Raw genomic sequence first — 15,077 nt, forward strand, 5'->3', positions numbered from 1 at the left:
CCCTCAGGAGGATCTTTATGGAAGACGCACACGTCGGTTGGATCGCAGCAATCATTATTGGCGGCTTTGCCGGCTGGCTCGCTGAAAAGCTCATGGAAAGCAACATGGGCGTTTTCATGAACATCATCCTCGGCATCGTCGGCGCAGTCGTTGCTAGCTGGCTCCTTGGAGTCCTGCACATCGCATTGCCGTTCCACGCTTGGCTCAATTATCTGATCACCGGTTTCATCGGTGCCTGCATCCTGATCTTCGTCGGGCGATTGATCAGACGATAGGCGCGCGCCGCGCGCGCAGAACGCCGTCTCCACAGAAATGGTCAAAGGGAGGATGGGATAGTTCATCCTCCCTTTTTTATTGTATTTATGTGAGATTTTGACTTTCACAACCCCTTTTCAACCTCATCCGCAGCCCTAGCTTTTATTAGTAGACGGAAGAGGAGGTTGGAAGCATGACCCAAAGCGCCAATCAGACGCCGGGCCGGAAAGTAATACGCGGTCGTCCCTATAGCATCGCCGAATTCGCACGAAAATATCGCCTCGACGACAAGGAAGCAAAGCGGCTGTTCGATAAGTTCGGACCATCATCGACTGAGCTCGACTTGCTGATGGCTGCCAAGCGGAAACCGCCGAGCCTTTCCTCCGCAATCGGCTATTGACGCCATATCGCAGTCACAGGATGCCGGGCTCTCCCTCGCCCGGCCTTTGCCTCGGACCTCCCAAATCACTAGTTTCATGGTGCGGCAGGCTCGCCAAATGCGCGCCTGATATGGGCGATGGCTTTGCTGCGTGTTGGCGACAGCAGTGGCTATCCGCTCGCGGCTTTTCGAATGGGTGTCCGGTCTGCACTGGCCTTTCCTAACATATCACCTTCGCTTGCCATTGCGAGAACGACATGGCAGCTTGTGATATATCAACGGAATCGGCCGAGCATGCAGAATTCGCAAAGCCACCTCGCCTATCTCGCCCTTGAGCAGCGGATCGTGACGCTGGTTCTGAAACCAGGTGCGCTGGTGACGGAGAAGCAACTGATCGAGTTGGCGGGCCATGGGCGCACGCCGGTGCGCGAGGCGATTCAGAAGCTGGCATGGCAGGGGCTGATCCATGTGAAGCCGCGCGTCGGATTGCAGATTGCAGAGATTCGGCCGCAAGACCATGAGCATGTCATGCAGGTCAGGCGCGAACTCGAACCAATCGCTGCATCGCTGGTCGCCAGTCAAGCCACCGAGGAACAGCGGGAACAATTGCTGGAATGCGCCCGGCTGATGACCGATTGCGCCGAAACGCACGATCTGCCCGGCTTCTTTGCTGCCGACAAAGCATTCGATGAAATTCTCGAGGATGCCTGTCCGAACGGCTTCATCACGGCCGCTCTCGGCCCCGTGCAGACCCATTCGCGCCGGCTCTGGTATTCGACCGCGACACCAAACGCCATCGACCGTTCGATCGCGCTGCATGTCAGCGTCATCAGGGCCATCCATAAGGGCGATAGCGAAGATGCCCGAAAGGCAATGGCGACGCTGATCGATTATCTCAGCGCCAGATAAAAAAGCGGCCTCGCTGTCGAGACCGCCTTGCCTATTGCGATATCCGCCGATTCTGAAAGCGGTTCAGCTTTTCCTTCAGCCGACGAAGGCGCGCTCGATGACGAATTCGGCTGGCTTGCTGTTGGCGCCTTCGCTGAGACCTGCCTTCTCAAGCAGATCCTTGGTATCCTTGAGCATCGCCGAGGAGCCGCAGATCATGCCGCGGTCGATGGCGGGATCCAATGCTGGTACGCCGAGATCGGTGAAGAGCTTGCCGTTTTCGATGAGATCGGTAATGCGACCCTTGAAGGGAAACTCTTCGCGGGTGACTGTCGCATAGTGGCGCAGCTTGTCGCCGACAACTTCGCTCAGGATTTCATTGTTGCGGATTTCCTCGACAAGGTCGAAGCCGTATTTCAGCTCTGCGACGTCACGGGTCGTATGGGTGAGGATCACCTCCTCGAACTTCTCATAGGTCTCAGGGTCGCGGATCAGGCTGGCGAACGGCGCGATGCCGGTGCCGGTCGAGAACATGTAAAGCCGCCTGCCCGGCGTCAGCGCATCGAGCACCAGCGTACCGGTCGGCTTCTTGCGCATCAGCACTTCGTCGCCCGGCTTGATGTTCTGCAGATGCGAGGTCAGCGGGCCGTCCGGCACCTTGATCGAGAAGAATTCAAGCTCATCGGCCCAGGCCGGGCTTGCGATCGAATAGGCGCGGTAAAGCGGCTTGCCATCGACCATCAGGCCGATCATCGCGAATTCGCCGGAGCGGAAGCGGAAGCCCTGCGGCCGCGTCATCGTAAAGCGAAAGAGCCGGTCGGTGTAATGCGTCACGCTCAGCACCTTCTCGGCAAAGACGCCGGCGGGCACTGCGGAAACAAATTCTTCGGTCTTGGCGGGGGCGTTCATTCGGTATCGGATCCCGTATTCGTCATACACGTCATTGTTGGCAGGCTGCCTTTCGGGAGGCTGATATTATAATATAGCCCCAACTTAAAGGCATTCCATTCCATCCCACGGCGCCGGCGTAAAATATGCGTGTTCCGGTCAAGATTCACGCCGTCACATGCGCCCTTCATTATGACCCAGAATGCGGCAATCCGATGTATCTCGCATTGCCGCCACTCCTGGGGCTGGAAAGCCGCATTATGCCGTTTTGGCGGCCTGACGGCGCCAGCTATAGCCCTGACCACCTTCGGCATGCCGGGCGGTCGGCTGATAGTGATGCGGAATGCCTGGCAGGCGCTGTTCCGAAAGCCGCTTCAGCGCCGTCTCATTGGTGACCGCGAAACTATCGATGCCGACGCGCAGCATCAACGGAATCTGGTCGATCAGCACGTCGCCAACCGCACGCAGCTCGTTGGTGTAGCCGAGGCGCTGGCGCAGCAGCGACGCGTGGCTGAAGGCGCGGCCGTCGTTGAAAGCCGGGAACGCCACTGCAACGATCGCCAGGCGATCGAGATAGGGCTCCAGCCGGGCCACATCGTCAGCCGGCTTGATCAACACGCCGAGGCCGACATCGTTGCTTTCCTCGGCCTTGGCAATCAGGGCGTCGAGACTGAGCAGCGGCTTCTGCTCTTCCGTTGCCTTCAGGTCATCAGTCTCGATGATCCAGGGATCGTTTGCGGCAAAACCGCTTTCCCGCCAAATCTTCGTCATGGCCATCTCCTCACGCCGCTTCCGCCGCGGAGCCGTAGAGCGCATCCTTGAAAGGCTGCGGTCCGACCCGGCGATAGGCGGTAAGGAAGGTTTCAGAGGGCTCCAGGCGCAGGCCGAGATAGGTATCGACGATCGTCTCGATCGCGTCGGTCACCTTTTCCGGCTCGAAACCGCGGCCGATGATCTCACCGATCGAGGTATGCTCGTCGCCGGAGCCGCCGAGCGTAATCTGATAGAGTTCCGCACCCTTCTTCTCGACGCCAAGCAGGCCGATATGGCCGACATGGTGATGGCCGCAAGCATTGATGCAGCCGGAAATCTTGATCTTCAGCTCACCAATTTCGGCCTGACGCTCGGCCGAACCGAAGCGCTTAGAGATTTCCTGCGCAACCGGGATCGAACGCGCATTGGCGAGAGCGCAATAGTCGAGCCCGGGACAGGCGATGATGTCGGTGATCAGACCGGCATTGGCGGTTTCGAGACCGGCTGCGACCAGAGCGCGATAGACGGCTTCGAGATCGGCCAGTGCGACATGCGGCAGGATCAGGTTCTGCTCGTGGCTGACGCGGATTTCATCGAAGGCGTATTCTTCGGCGATATCGGCGACCACATCCATCTGCGCGTCCGAAGCATCGCCCGGAATACCGCCGATCGGCTTCAGCGAGATGGTCACCATGCCGTAATCGGGGTTCTTATGCGGCTGCACATTCTGGTGCACCCAGCGAGCAAAGTCCGGATCGGCTTTTTTCCAGCGGGCAAGGTTTTCCCAACCTTCGGCACGTTCGGGCAGAGCCGGTGGCGCGAAATAGGCCGCGATCGCCTGAACGTCCGCCTCGGGAAGCTTCAGTTCCGTGTCCTTCAGCTTCGCAAACTCGGCCTCGACCTGGCGGGCCAATTCCTCAGCCCCGGTTTCGTGCACGAGGATCTTGATGCGGGCCTTGTATTTGTTGTCACGGCGGCCGTGCAGATTGTACACGCGCACGATAGCGGTCGTGTAGGACAGCAGGTCTTCTTCCGGCAGGAAGTCGCGGATCAGTTTGGCAACCATCGGCGTGCGGCCCTGCCCGCCGCCGACATAGACGGCAAAGCCGATCTCGCCCTTGTCGTTTTTCTTCAGGTGCAGGCCGATGTCGTGTACCTGGATGGCGGCGCGATCGCGCTCGGCGCCGGTGACGGCGATCTTGAACTTGCGCGGCAGGAAGGAGAATTCCGGGTGGACGGAAGACCACTGGCGCAGAATTTCCGCGTAGGGACGCGGGTCGGCAACTTCGTCGGCGGCAGCACCGGCAAAATGGTCGGCCGTGACGTTGCGAATGCAATTGCCCGAAGTCTGGATGGCGTGCATCTCGACGGAAGCGAGCTCGGCAAGCACGTCGGGTATGTCGGACAGTTTCGGCCAATTGAACTGCAGGTTCTGGCGGGTGGTGAAATGGCCATAACCGCGGTCATAGGTGCGACCGATATGCGCCAGCATGCGCATCTGGCGCGAGCTCAGTGTGCCATAGGGAACGGCAATACGCAGCATATAGGCATGAAGCTGCAGATAGACGCCATTCATCAGGCGCAGCGGCTTGAACGCATCTTCCGAGAGCTCACCCGAAAGGCGCCGCTGCACCTGATCGCGGAACTGCGAAACCCGTTCCGCAACAAAGGCGTGGTCAAATTCGTCGTAACGATACATGATTTCCTCAGACTGCAATGAATTCCGGATCGGCCGCAGCATAGCCCGGCGCGTATTCCATGGTAGGACCTTCGGCGCGGATGCGCTCACGCAGGCGCAGCGGCCAGAGCTTACCACCGGTTTCCTGAACGTCGATCAGATTGACGTCGACAACCTTGTTGTCGGCATAGGCCTGCTTGCCGATCGCCTCGAGGGCAGCTTCCGCCTCGGCATGACGAGCGACGAGCGCCTCCTGCAGCGAGGTCGTCCACGCACCATTGGCATCCAACCAGACGGCAATGCCATCGGTCAGCCGGTTTGCGGTCAGAACCTTGTCGACCATGGATCAGCTCCTTGCAAATTCTTGAACCACGGTCTCCTGACGGACCAGCGGCACGGACTGTTCGAAATTGGCGCCGGCGACAGCATCGCCGATAATGACCATGACCGGACCGCTGAGCTCATCGCGATGCTCCAGGTCCGGCAGATCTTTCAATGTGCCATGCATCAGACGGCGGTCGCGGCGGCTGGCGTTCTCGATGACGGCGACGGTGGTCTCGGCCGGAAGCCCGGCTTCCATTAAACGGCCGGCAACGGAAGCGGCGACCGTACGGCCCATGTAGACGGCGATGGTCGCGCCGGAAACGGCTAGGCTCGCCCAATCCGGCAGAACGTCGCCGGTGAGATCGTGACCGGTGGTGAAGACCAGCGAGGAGGCAACGCCGCGCAGCGTCAACGGCAGCTCGAAATCGGCGGCGGCTGCAAAGGCCGAGGTGATGCCCGGAACGATCTCGTAGGTAATGCCGGCAGCGCGCAGGGCAGCCATTTCCTCGCCCGCCCGGCCGTAGACCAGCGGATCGCCGGACTTCAACCGCACGACGCGCTTGCCGTCCCGGCCAAGCTGCACCAGCAGATCGTTGATCTCTTCCTGCGATTTGGTGTGGCAGCCCTTGCGTTTGCCGACAGAAAGACGTTCGGCGTCACGACGGCCCATATCGACGATCGCCTGCGGGACGAGCGCGTCATAGACGATGACATCGGCTTCCATCATCACGCGTTGAGCGCGCAGCGTCAGCAGGTCTTCGGCGCCAGGACCGGCACCGACCAGCCACACATGACCCTCAACCTTGTGCATCGCGTGCAGCAAGCTCTCAGCCGCGCGTTCGGCCTGCGACAAATGACCGGCACTCACGGCGTCAGCGACGGGACCGGAAAAGAAGCGGCGCCAGAAGACGCGGCGGACGACGCCACGCGGCACAACGCGATCAACGGATTTGCGGTAGGTCGTCGCGAGTTCCGCGAGCTTGCCGAGGGAGGGTGACAACAACTGGTCGATCTGGGCGCGGATCATTTGCGCCAGCACGGGGCCAGCGCCTTCGGTGCCGATGGCGACGGCGACCGGGGCACGGTTGACCAGTGCCGGGGTGTAGAAATCGCAATAGTCCGGCTGATCGACAGCGTTCGCCGGAATTTTCGCGACGCGAGCAGCGTCGACGATCGCACGATCGGCATCGGCATCGCCCGTTGCGGCGAATACCAGAGCAGCGCCCTCGACCTGATCCGGCGAAAAGGCGGCTCGTACGGTCTCGATACGGTTGGTCATCAGGAAGGAGTGATAGTCGGCTTCCGGCTTCTGCGCATAGGCAACGATCTTCGCCTGCGTATTCATCAGCAACCGCGTCTTGGCAAAGGCTTCATCACCATTGCCGAAGACAGCCGCGATCCTTCCTTCCACGCGAAAGAAGGCGGGAAACACCGAAAGCTGTTGAGTCCTGGGAGGCATCATTATTCCACTTCGAGATTGCCCGAATATCACCTTAGCGGCCAGGAGATTGAAGAAACAGAAATTCTAATGCTCCGCCGAGTCCGTATTCTTTTGCTCGACATCTCTTCGATTTGAGCAAAACTCACCAGTCAGTCACCATGGCATAAATACAGGAAATCCATAGACTTTTGGGATTTCTTGCCATCAGCATAGTCCTATTGCCTGTGGCAAATGGAGTCCATACGTCATTTGCGCATTCCGCCGTGCCGGCAATGCCGTTAAGATAAGGCAAATGTTTCGGAGTGTTCCATTTGTCCGCCAATGCAATTGCCACCCGCCTCCTCGATGTCATGGAACACGATATCTTGCCACTGACGCAAAGGGGCGTTGCCGCCGGCAACAAGGTGTTCGGGGCGGCGATCCTGCGTAAATCCGACCTGTCGCTGGTCATTGCCGAAACGAACAACGAGCTCGAAAATCCGCTGTGGCATGGCGAAGTGCATGCGTTGAAGCGCTTCTATGAACTCGGCGAGAAGCCCGCGACCAAGGACCTGATCTTCCTGTCCACGCATGAGCCCTGCACCATGTGCATGTCGGCGATCACCTGGGCCGGTTTCGATAATTTCTACTATTTCTTCAGCCACGAGGATTCCCGTGATGCATTCAAGATCCCGCATGACCTGAAGATCCTGAAAGAGGTCTTCGGACTGGAACCAGGCGGCTATCGCCGGCAGAACGCCTTCTGGAACAGCTTTGCCATCGCCGATCTCGTCGAAACCGAAGCGGCGCCGCTGAAGACGGCGCTCAAGGAACAAACGGCGCGCATCAAGGCCGCCTATGCCGCACTCTCCGACCGCTATCAGGCGACGAAGAGCGAAAACGACATTCCACTGAACTGAACTAGAGCAGTTCAGCGCTTCACGGAATCGCTGAACTGCTCTATCTCTTTGTTTTCACACAATTCCGGACGGAAAACCGCTACGCACTTTTCCTGGAATTGCTCTAGACAAGACCATAGAGGCCACGATGGAAGCATCGCGAGACATATCCCGCCTGATCGAAATCATGGCGGCGCTGCGCAATCCTAAGACCGGTTGCCCCTGGGACATCGTCCAGACCTTCGAGACCATCAAGCCCTATACGATCGAGGAAGCCTACGAGGTTTCCGATGCGATCGAACGGAGAGATATGGACGATCTTTGCGAGGAGCTTGGCGATCTCCTGCTGCAGGTTGTTTTCCACGCCCGCATGGCCGAGGAAGCGGGCGAATTCTCCTTCGGCGATGTGGTGGAAGCCATTACCCGCAAGATGATCCGCAGGCACCCGCACGTCTTCGCCGTCTCCGGCGCCGATACGCCTGATGCCGTGAAAGTGCAATGGGAAGAGATCAAGGCAGAAGAGAAGCGCGAGCGTGCCGAGCGCCGGGCGCGGCGGGGAATTTCCGAGGATTTCAAGACCGGTTTGCTTGGTTCGGTGCAGCGCACATTTCCCGCTTTGACCGAGGCGCTGAAATTGCAGGAACGCGCCGCCAAGGTCGGCTTCGATTGGTCAGCGCCAGAGCCGATCCTCGACAAGATCGAGGAGGAGATCGATGAATTGCGGGTAGCGCTTGCGAGCGGCGATAAGGCCAAGGTCAGCGACGAGCTGGGTGACCTGATCTTCGCTGTCGTCAATATCGGCCGGCATGTGAAGGCGGATCCCGAGCAGGCATTGCGGGGCACCAACACGAAATTTCGCCGCCGTTTCAGCCACATCGAAACGACACTCGCCGCCGAAGGGGAAACCCTGGACGGCGCCTCTCTGGAGCGGATGGAAGATATCTGGCAGGCGGCGAAGGCCATCGAGCGTCAGCTTGCTGAGTAAGACGCAGCAGGGCGGCTATTCCCAGTCCTCGCGCTGCGGCTTCGGACCGTTGCCCATGCGCCGCTCCAGCTCCGCTGCTTCCGTCTCGGTCAAGCGTAAATCCAAGGTGACGGTGCCGTCCTCGTTGTCCTCGCGGCTATCGACGATGGCGTGATTATAGAGCCATGGCAGCAGCGCCAGCTTGTCGACCGGCAGCGTGATCGTCGTTTCGGTCAGCACGCCGGAAAGCCGGCGGCTGATTTCATTCATCAGGCGATCGACGCCCTCGCCGCTTCTTGCCGATACCGCGATGCCGTTTTCGGCGGTCGATGCCTTCTGGACGATGGCATCGTGCGCCTCCGGCTTCAGTCGATCGATCTTGTTCCAGACTTCGAGGATGCGCTCCGCCCCTTCCGCCTCGCCGATGCCGAGATCGCCGAGAATTCGCATGACGTCGGCGCTCTGCGCCGGATTGTCGTCATCGGAGAGATCGCGCACATGCAGGATCAGGTCGGCTTCAAGGACTTCTTCCAGCGTAGCGCGAAAAGCGGCCACGAGATGGGTCGGCAGGTCTGAAATGAAGCCGACGGTATCGGAGAGGATCACGGTTCGGCCATGCGGCAGTTTCATGCGCCGCAGCGTCGGATCGAGCGTCGCAAACAGCATGTCCTCGGCCAAGACGCCGGCGCCGGTAATCCGGTTGAACAATGTCGATTTGCCGGCATTGGTGTAGCCCACCAGAGCCACGATCGGATGCGGCACCTTCTTGCGCTTGGCGCGGTGAAGCTGGCGGGTACGCACCACCTGCTCCAGCTCGCGCTCCAGGCGGATAATCCGTTCCTGCAGCATACGCCGGTCGGCTTCGATCTGGGTTTCGCCTGGGCCGCCCATGAAGCCCGCGCCGCCGCGTTGGCGCTCAAGGTGGGTCCAGCTTCGAACCAGCCGGCCCTTTTGATAGTTCAAATGCGCAAGATCGACCTGCAGCGTGCCTTCCTTGGTGGAGGCACGGCGGCCGAAGATCTCAAGGATCAGGCCCGTGCGGTCGATGACCTTGGCGTTCCATTCCTTTTCGAGATTGCGCTGCTGTACCGGCGTCAGCGGATGATCGACGATAACCAGACCGGCATTGAATTCGTCGAGCAGCGCGCGGATTTCCTCGATCTTGCCGGTGCCGAGAAGCGTCGCCGGACGCGGATCGTTGATCGGCACGATCGAGCCATTGACGACGTCCAAGTCGATGGCGAGTGCCAGACCCTTGGCTTCTTCGAGCCGGCTTTCGGGGGAACGTGAGGTGGTCGTCGCACCATCCGCCTGCGCGGAGCGCGATGCGCGCGCGTGCTTCAGGACGGGCACAATGACGACGGCATGCATGTCATCCCGATGCTTCGCAGTTTCCGGGATGATGGAATCGTTTTTCGTATCGCGTGTCGTGATAACGGCAAATCCTATTTAGGATGCGACTTCTTCGCTTTCGAACATCTGCATCGGTTGGCCAGGCATGATCGTCGAGATCGCATGCTTATAGACAAGCTGTGAATGGCCGTCTCGACGCAGCAGGACGCAGAAATTGTCGAAGGACGTAACAACGCCCGTGAGCTTTACGCCATTGATCAAAAAGATTGTGAGTGAAATCTTTTGCTTGCGAACAGTATTGAGAAATAGGTCCTGCAAGTTTTGAGAACGTTCCGCCATCGCGCCGCTTCTTTCTTTTTTGCCGGCCTAAGCCGGTGAAATATCAAGATATACTGAGACCCCGGATAGGAGATACCCTCATTCTCTCCTCTCCAGCGAATGTTGGTATCAAATCGCAGTCTTTTCCGCAACGTCGAAAAAGGCTTCGCGAATTTTCTGCGAAACGCTGCCGGGATGACCATTGGCGATTGTCTCGCCATCAATGGCAACCACCGGAAAACAAATGCTGGTAGCGGCCGTAATGAACACTTCGCGCGCCGCCATCATCTCCTCGACCGAGAAAAAACGCTCGACAATTGGAAGCTCCAACTTCGAAGCGACATCCATCAGCGTCGTGCGCGTGATGCCGCGCAGAATGCCGTGCTCGGCCGGGCGCGTGACCAGATTGCCATCGGTATCAACGATCCAGACATTGGTCGCCGCCCCCTCCTTCACCATGCCGTTATGGTCGATATAGATGGCTTCCTGTGCGCCGGCTTCCTTGGCCTGCTGGCGAGCCAGCGCGTTTGACAAAAGCCCGACCGACTTGATGTCGACGCGATCCCAACGATTGTCGCGCACGGTAATTGCCTTGATGCCATTGGCATTTTTCTTGGCAATGATGGATGGATCAGTGCTTTTGGCGGTGACGACGATCGAGGACGGCGTGCCTTCGGCCGGGAAGACATGATCACGGCGGGCAACGCCGCGCGTCACTTGCAGATAGAACAGCCCGTTGCGGACATGATTGCGGCGCAGCGTCTCGCGAATCACATGGATCAGCGCCGCGCGGCTCATCGGCCAGGCGATGCGCAATTCTCCTAGCGAGCGATTGAGACGGTCGAGATGACGGGTCAGATCAACGATCAACCCGTGACGGACCTCGCAGACCTCGTAGACGCCGTCGGCAAATTGATAACCGCGATCCTCGACATGGACCCTTGCGTCGCTGTGCTTGACGTAACGGCCATTCACATAAGCTATTCTCGGCATGGCGGACCCTGATCAGAATTTCAAAAGGATGTGAGGGAGTTGCGGGGCAGATCGGAACTGCCGCGCAAACGGCTTCAGACGCCGAGCGACTTCAGCTTGCGGTGCAGCGCTGAGCGCTCCATGCCGACGAACTCGGCAGTACGCGAAATATTGCCCCCGAAGCGGTTGATTTGCGCGATCAGATAGTCGCGCTCGAACATTTCGCGGGCTTCGCGCAGCGGCAATGTCATGATGTGATAATCGTTCTTGGCGGATACCTTCGGCAGCATGTCGCCGAGATCGGTCGGCAGCATCTCCGCCGAAATCGGGGTCTCAACGCCATCGGTGCGCGCCAGGATCATCAGGCGCTCGATATTGTTGCGAAGCTGGCGGATATTGCCCGGCCAGTCATGCGCCTGCAGCACCGCCATGGCATCGTCGCCGATGCGGCGCGAGCGGATGCCGGCCTGCTCCGAAATCTGCCGCATCAGTTGATCGACGAGGAATGGAATGTCCTCGCGCCGCTCGGCAAGCGCCGGCACGCGCACCGGGACGACGGCGAGGCGGTGATAGAGATCTTCGCGGAACAGGCTCTCGGCGATCCGGCTTTCCAGATTGTAGGCGGTCGACGATATGATGCGCACGTCGACTTTCACGCGCTTCGAGCCGCCGACGCGTTCGAACTGCTGATCGACCAGCACGCGCAGGATCTTATTCTGCGTCTCGCGCGGCATTTCTCCGACTTCATCGAGATAGAGGATGCCGCGATGCGCCTCTTCCAGCGCACCGATCTTGCGCGGCTGGCCCGGCGAACCCTCAGTGCCGAAGAGGGCGATTTCCATCCGTTCGGGCGTGATCGTCGCCGCATTCAACGCGACGAAAGGACCATTGGCGCGCGACGACTTCTTGTGGATCATGCGGGCCACGAGTTCCTTGCCGGACCCGGAGGGGCCGAAGATCATCACGCGGCTGTTCGTCGGAGAGACCTTGTCGATGGTCTGGCGAAGCTGCGAAACGGCAACCGACGTGCCGATCAGCTCGACGGCATCGCCGGTGCGGCGCTTCAGCTCCGAGACCTCACGCTTCAGCTTGGAATTCTCCAAAGCACGTTCGGCGATCAGAATCAGCCGGTCGGCCTTGAAAGGCTTCTCAATGAAATCGAAAGCGCCGCGCTTGATGGCGGAGACGGCGGTTTCGATGTTGCCGTGGCCGGAGATCATTACCACCGGCAGTTCCGGATGACGCGCCTTGATCTCGTCCAGCAATGACAGACCGTCGAGCTTGCTGCCCTGCATCCAGATATCGAGGAAGATCAGCCGCGGTGCTCGGTCGGAGATCGCCGCCAAGGCGCTGTCGCTGTCGAATGCGGTGCGAGTCTCATGCCCCTCATCCGAAAGAATTCCCGAAACGATTTCGCGAATATCTTCCTCATCATCCACAACGAGAATATCAGATGCCATAAACGCTTTCCTTGTCACTTGCTGTCTGGGCGACGGCGGCCTGCTCACGACGCGGCAAATGCACGCGGATCATGGCACCCCTGCCCTGGTCGAAATCGGCGGGAGCATCATGCAGTTCAAGCTGCCCGCCATGGTCTTCAATGATCTTCTTGACAATCGCGAGTCCCAGGCCTGTCCCCTTCTCGCGCATCGTCATGTAGGGTTCGAGAATGCTGTGCCGGTTCTCGACCGGCAGGCCGCGGCCATTGTCGATGACGTCGACCGTAAAGCGGTCCCGCTCGGCATCCAGGAATGAGCGTACGAGGATTTTAGGCTCCTCGCGGGTCTCGCCACTCGGCACGCCCTCGATCGCTTCGACGGCGTTCTTGATGAGATTGCCGAAAGCCTGGCCCAGCATGCGTGTGTCAAACATGCCTTCCAACCGCTCGTCGCCAAGCTCGCGCTCGAACTTGACGTGGTTGTTGCCCATCTCGCGCAGGAACACCGCATCGCGCAGGATGTCGCGCAGATCGCTCGGCTCCATGGTCGGCTTCGGCATGCGGGCGAAGGACGAGAATTCATCGACCATGCGGCCGATATCGCCCACCTGGCGGATGATCGTCTCGGTGCATTGATCGAAGACAGGGCGATCGGCTTCGGCGATATTCTTGCCGAAGCGGCGGCGAATGCGCTCGGCGGAAAGCTGGATAGGCGTCAGCGGGTTCTTGATCTCATGCGCGATGCGGCGAGCAACATCGGCCCAGGCCGTCGAACGCTGGGCGATGACCAGATCGGTGATGTCGTCGAGCGTGATGACGTAGGATTCGTTCGAATCGCGCGATTCCTCGCGGGTCACCTGCACGCTTAGCGTACGCACCGTGCCGCCGCGCACTAGGCTGATCTGCTTGCGGAAATCATTGCGGTGCCGGGTCGTCGCTTCCGTCACCACCTGCTCGACTTCAGGGGCTATCTCAGCGAGGTTCTTGCCGACGAGCTCATCGCTTTTCAGGGTCAGCAGCTCTTCGGCGGACGTGTTGGCGATCGTGATGCGCCGGTCATGTTCGACGCCGATCACGGCCGCGGTCACGCCGGAGAGCACCGCTTCGATGAAGCGGCGGCGGTCATCCACTTCGTCCTTGGCTTCGAGGATCTCGTCGCGCTGCGTGCGTATCTCCGAGATCATCTTGTTGAAGGTGCGCGACAGGCTGCCGACGTCGCCATCGGCCGCGCGCACCGGCACCAGTACATTCATATTGCCGGAGGCGACGTTGTCGGCGGCGCTGATCAAAAGCCGGATCGGCCGAACAATGCGGTCGGCAACCGCGATTGCGGTCCAGATCGCCGCCAGAAGCACGATCAACGCAAAGCCGATGTAAAGCACGGCAAAGGCGATCTGCAGGGACATGCGTCCCTCTTCCATCGCCTTGTATTCGGCCGTGTTATCCTCGACCATGCGCATGGCGTTCATGACGCGTGGATCGACGGCACGTACGGTGTAGAGGAAGGCGCCGGGAATCTCGTCCAGTTTGAGGATGGCGCCGACGAGGTTGGTCACACCAGGCGGGATGAGCGTCGGCTGGCCGTCGGCGGAAGCGTCGAGCGCGTCTTTCGGAATTGCCGGCAGCGGGCGCTCGGTCTTGATGTCGGCCTGAACAATGGCGGTGCCGTCGCGACGCACGAGGAAAGCGCCTAACAAACCGCGCCCCTTGGCCTGCCGGGTCATCAGATCGGCGAAACCGGTGCGATCGAGGCTATAGAGCGTGCGATTGCGCTCCAGATCGTTCGCCATGGAAACGGTCTGGCCCTGAAGGTAGCTGGCGTTTTCCATCAGATAGGCTTGGGCGACATTCTGCGAGGAGCTGATGATCTGCTGCGTGCGCAGCGCAAACCAGCGATCGAGGCCGACATTCAGGGTCAAACTGGCGACAATGGCCACGAGGATCGCCGGGGTGATCGCAACGATGGAAAAGAGAACGACGATGCGGATATGCAGGCGCGCCGCCGCGCGGCCGCGGCTGCGCGCTTTGACAAGGCGCGCGACTTCGCGCGCGATCAGGGCGATCAGCCCCAGGACGAACAGGCCGTTGATGACGACGGAGGTGAAGACGACCGAGGATGTAGGGGCGACCGGCGTCAGCCCCAGAAGCATCAAAAGCGTCGCGATCGCGCATAAAAGCGCGCCGCCGGCCAAGATGAGGCCAGGAAGGGCGAAGGATGCACGACGGTCCGTCACCTTGACGACCGCCTCGTCGCTCGATGTCGGCGACACCGCGTCCTGCTTCATTCCCATCGTCTCCGGGCGCGGGCGGCGGTCTGCGCCCGGCCAAATTGCATCAGCACTGTTTGGTGACAGCAAAAGCGACCAGGCAAGGTCGGAACCGTCATTCGGCTTCGCACGCGCCGCGAAACCTGCATTTCAAATCATTTGAACAATGAGCTGAAACTAATGAACAATTTCCCCTTGCGCAGGAACACACTCGACGAATCGCTACCACAAAATCAGTGAACCGGCTGCGTGACCTTTAAGCAACGCATTGTGGCGAAAAT

At 59.8% G+C, this 15,077-nt stretch carries 15 protein-coding genes; 5 read left to right on the forward strand and 10 right to left on the reverse strand.

Annotated elements, in window-relative coordinates; genetic code table 11:
* Positions 1–17: 17 nt before the first annotated feature.
* The 3 genes from QDY28_RS19435 (at position 18) to QDY28_RS19445 (ending at position 1,543) form a co-directional block, all read left to right on the forward strand.
* Entirely contained in the window at positions 18–275 is a 258-nt protein-coding gene (locus QDY28_RS19435; protein WP_331383290.1) for a GlsB/YeaQ/YmgE family stress response membrane protein, read from the forward strand.
* A 173-nt stretch (positions 276–448) separates the two neighbouring features.
* Entirely contained in the window at positions 449–655 is a 207-nt protein-coding gene (locus QDY28_RS19440; protein ID WP_028753159.1) for a hypothetical protein, read from the forward strand.
* A gap of 273 nt (positions 656–928) precedes the next feature.
* Positions 929–1,543 (forward strand): GntR family transcriptional regulator, encoded by a 615-nt coding sequence (locus QDY28_RS19445; RefSeq protein WP_331383291.1) that lies wholly within the window; start codon positions 929–931, stop codon positions 1,541–1,543.
* 75 nt (positions 1,544–1,618) lie between these two features.
* Here QDY28_RS19445 and QDY28_RS19450 read toward each other — a convergent pair whose 3' ends face one another.
* The 5 genes from QDY28_RS19450 to cysG all read right to left on the reverse strand — a co-directional run bounded on the left by QDY28_RS19450 (position 1,619) and on the right by cysG (position 6,624).
* Positions 1,619–2,431, reverse strand: coding sequence for a ferredoxin--NADP reductase (locus QDY28_RS19450; protein ID WP_331383292.1), 813 nt, complete (start codon positions 2,429–2,431; stop codon positions 1,619–1,621).
* 237 nt (positions 2,432–2,668) lie between these two features.
* Complete coding sequence (locus tag QDY28_RS19455) at positions 2,669–3,181, reverse strand: DUF934 domain-containing protein (protein ID WP_331383293.1); 513 nt, start codon at positions 3,179–3,181, stop codon at positions 2,669–2,671.
* Positions 3,182–3,191: 10 nt separating this feature from the next.
* Positions 3,192–4,862 carry a nitrite/sulfite reductase gene (locus QDY28_RS19460; protein ID WP_331383294.1) on the reverse strand — a complete coding sequence of 557 codons (1,671 nt, stop codon included), beginning with the start codon at positions 4,860–4,862 and terminating at the stop codon, positions 3,192–3,194.
* Between the two features lie 7 nt (positions 4,863–4,869).
* On the reverse strand, positions 4,870–5,184 hold the full coding sequence (locus QDY28_RS19465; protein WP_331383295.1) for a DUF2849 domain-containing protein: 315 nt from the start codon (positions 5,182–5,184) through the stop codon (positions 4,870–4,872).
* Between the two features lie 3 nt (positions 5,185–5,187).
* On the reverse strand, positions 5,188–6,624 hold the full coding sequence (cysG, locus tag QDY28_RS19470; RefSeq protein ID WP_331383296.1) for a siroheme synthase CysG: 1,437 nt from the start codon (positions 6,622–6,624) through the stop codon (positions 5,188–5,190).
* 332 nt (positions 6,625–6,956) lie between these two features.
* Between cysG and QDY28_RS19475 the strand changes: the two genes are divergently transcribed.
* Both QDY28_RS19475 and mazG read left to right on the forward strand, forming a co-directional pair.
* Positions 6,957–7,505, forward strand: coding sequence for a nucleoside deaminase (locus tag QDY28_RS19475; RefSeq protein ID WP_331383326.1), 549 nt, complete (start codon positions 6,957–6,959; stop codon positions 7,503–7,505).
* Positions 7,506–7,632: 127 nt separating this feature from the next.
* The gene (gene mazG / locus QDY28_RS19480; protein WP_331383297.1) at positions 7,633–8,469 is read left to right on the forward strand and encodes a nucleoside triphosphate pyrophosphohydrolase; all 837 of its coding nucleotides are present in this window, start codon (positions 7,633–7,635) and stop codon (positions 8,467–8,469) included.
* A gap of 15 nt (positions 8,470–8,484) precedes the next feature.
* Here the strand turns inward: mazG and hflX are convergent, their stop codons facing one another.
* The 5 genes from hflX to QDY28_RS19505 form a co-directional block, all read right to left on the reverse strand.
* Positions 8,485–9,819 carry a GTPase HflX gene (gene hflX, locus QDY28_RS19485; RefSeq protein ID WP_331383298.1) on the reverse strand — a complete coding sequence of 445 codons (1,335 nt, stop codon included), beginning with the start codon at positions 9,817–9,819 and terminating at the stop codon, positions 8,485–8,487.
* Between the two features lie 78 nt (positions 9,820–9,897).
* Positions 9,898–10,140: an RNA chaperone Hfq gene (hfq, locus tag QDY28_RS19490; protein WP_007693481.1), complete on the reverse strand. Its 243-nt coding sequence runs from the start codon at positions 10,138–10,140 to the stop codon at positions 9,898–9,900.
* Between the two features lie 108 nt (positions 10,141–10,248).
* The gene (locus tag QDY28_RS19495; RefSeq protein WP_331383299.1) at positions 10,249–11,112 is read right to left on the reverse strand and encodes a D-amino-acid transaminase; all 864 of its coding nucleotides are present in this window, start codon (positions 11,110–11,112) and stop codon (positions 10,249–10,251) included.
* Between the two features lie 74 nt (positions 11,113–11,186).
* Complete coding sequence (gene ntrX / locus QDY28_RS19500) at positions 11,187–12,551, reverse strand: nitrogen assimilation response regulator NtrX (RefSeq protein WP_331383300.1); 1,365 nt, start codon at positions 12,549–12,551, stop codon at positions 11,187–11,189.
* A complete protein-coding gene (locus QDY28_RS19505) occupies positions 12,541–14,814 on the reverse strand; it encodes a sensor histidine kinase NtrY-like (RefSeq protein WP_331383301.1) in 2,274 nt (757 codons plus the stop codon). Before QDY28_RS19505 ends, ntrX begins: the two co-directional genes overlap by 11 nt.
* Positions 14,815–15,077: the final 263 nt, after the last annotated feature.

The sequence above is a fragment of the Rhizobium sp. BR 362 genome, from assembly GCF_036528765.1.
In the GTDB taxonomy this organism is placed as follows: Bacteria; Pseudomonadota; Alphaproteobacteria; order Rhizobiales; family Rhizobiaceae; genus Rhizobium.

Bases quoted from the DNA above. Each gene is read 5' to 3' on its own strand.
- QDY28_RS19435 (WP_331383290.1), top strand. From the start codon at position 18: ATGGAAGACGCACACGTCGGTTGGATCGCAGCAATCATTATTGGCGGC.
- QDY28_RS19440 (WP_028753159.1), top strand. From the start codon at position 449: ATGACCCAAAGCGCCAATCAGACGCCGGGCCGGAAAGTAATACGCGGT.
- QDY28_RS19445 (WP_331383291.1), top strand. From the start codon at position 929: ATGCAGAATTCGCAAAGCCACCTCGCCTATCTCGCCCTTGAGCAGCGG.
- QDY28_RS19450 (WP_331383292.1), bottom strand. From the start codon at position 2,431: ATGAACGCCCCCGCCAAGACCGAAGAATTTGTTTCCGCAGTGCCCGCC.
- QDY28_RS19455 (WP_331383293.1), bottom strand. From the start codon at position 3,181: ATGACGAAGATTTGGCGGGAAAGCGGTTTTGCCGCAAACGATCCCTGG.
- QDY28_RS19460 (WP_331383294.1), bottom strand. From the start codon at position 4,862: ATGTATCGTTACGACGAATTTGACCACGCCTTTGTTGCGGAACGGGTT.
- QDY28_RS19465 (WP_331383295.1), bottom strand. From the start codon at position 5,184: ATGGTCGACAAGGTTCTGACCGCAAACCGGCTGACCGATGGCATTGCC.
- cysG (WP_331383296.1), bottom strand. From the start codon at position 6,624: ATGCCTCCCAGGACTCAACAGCTTTCGGTGTTTCCCGCCTTCTTTCGC.
- QDY28_RS19475 (WP_331383326.1), top strand. From the start codon at position 6,957: ATGGAACACGATATCTTGCCACTGACGCAAAGGGGCGTTGCCGCCGGC.
- mazG (WP_331383297.1), top strand. From the start codon at position 7,633: ATGGAAGCATCGCGAGACATATCCCGCCTGATCGAAATCATGGCGGCG.
- hflX (WP_331383298.1), bottom strand. From the start codon at position 9,819: ATGCATGCCGTCGTCATTGTGCCCGTCCTGAAGCACGCGCGCGCATCG.
- hfq (WP_007693481.1), bottom strand. From the start codon at position 10,140: ATGGCGGAACGTTCTCAAAACTTGCAGGACCTATTTCTCAATACTGTT.
- QDY28_RS19495 (WP_331383299.1), bottom strand. From the start codon at position 11,112: ATGCCGAGAATAGCTTATGTGAATGGCCGTTACGTCAAGCACAGCGAC.
- ntrX (WP_331383300.1), bottom strand. From the start codon at position 12,551: ATGGCATCTGATATTCTCGTTGTGGATGATGAGGAAGATATTCGCGAA.
- QDY28_RS19505 (WP_331383301.1), bottom strand. From the start codon at position 14,814: ATGAAGCAGGACGCGGTGTCGCCGACATCGAGCGACGAGGCGGTCGTC.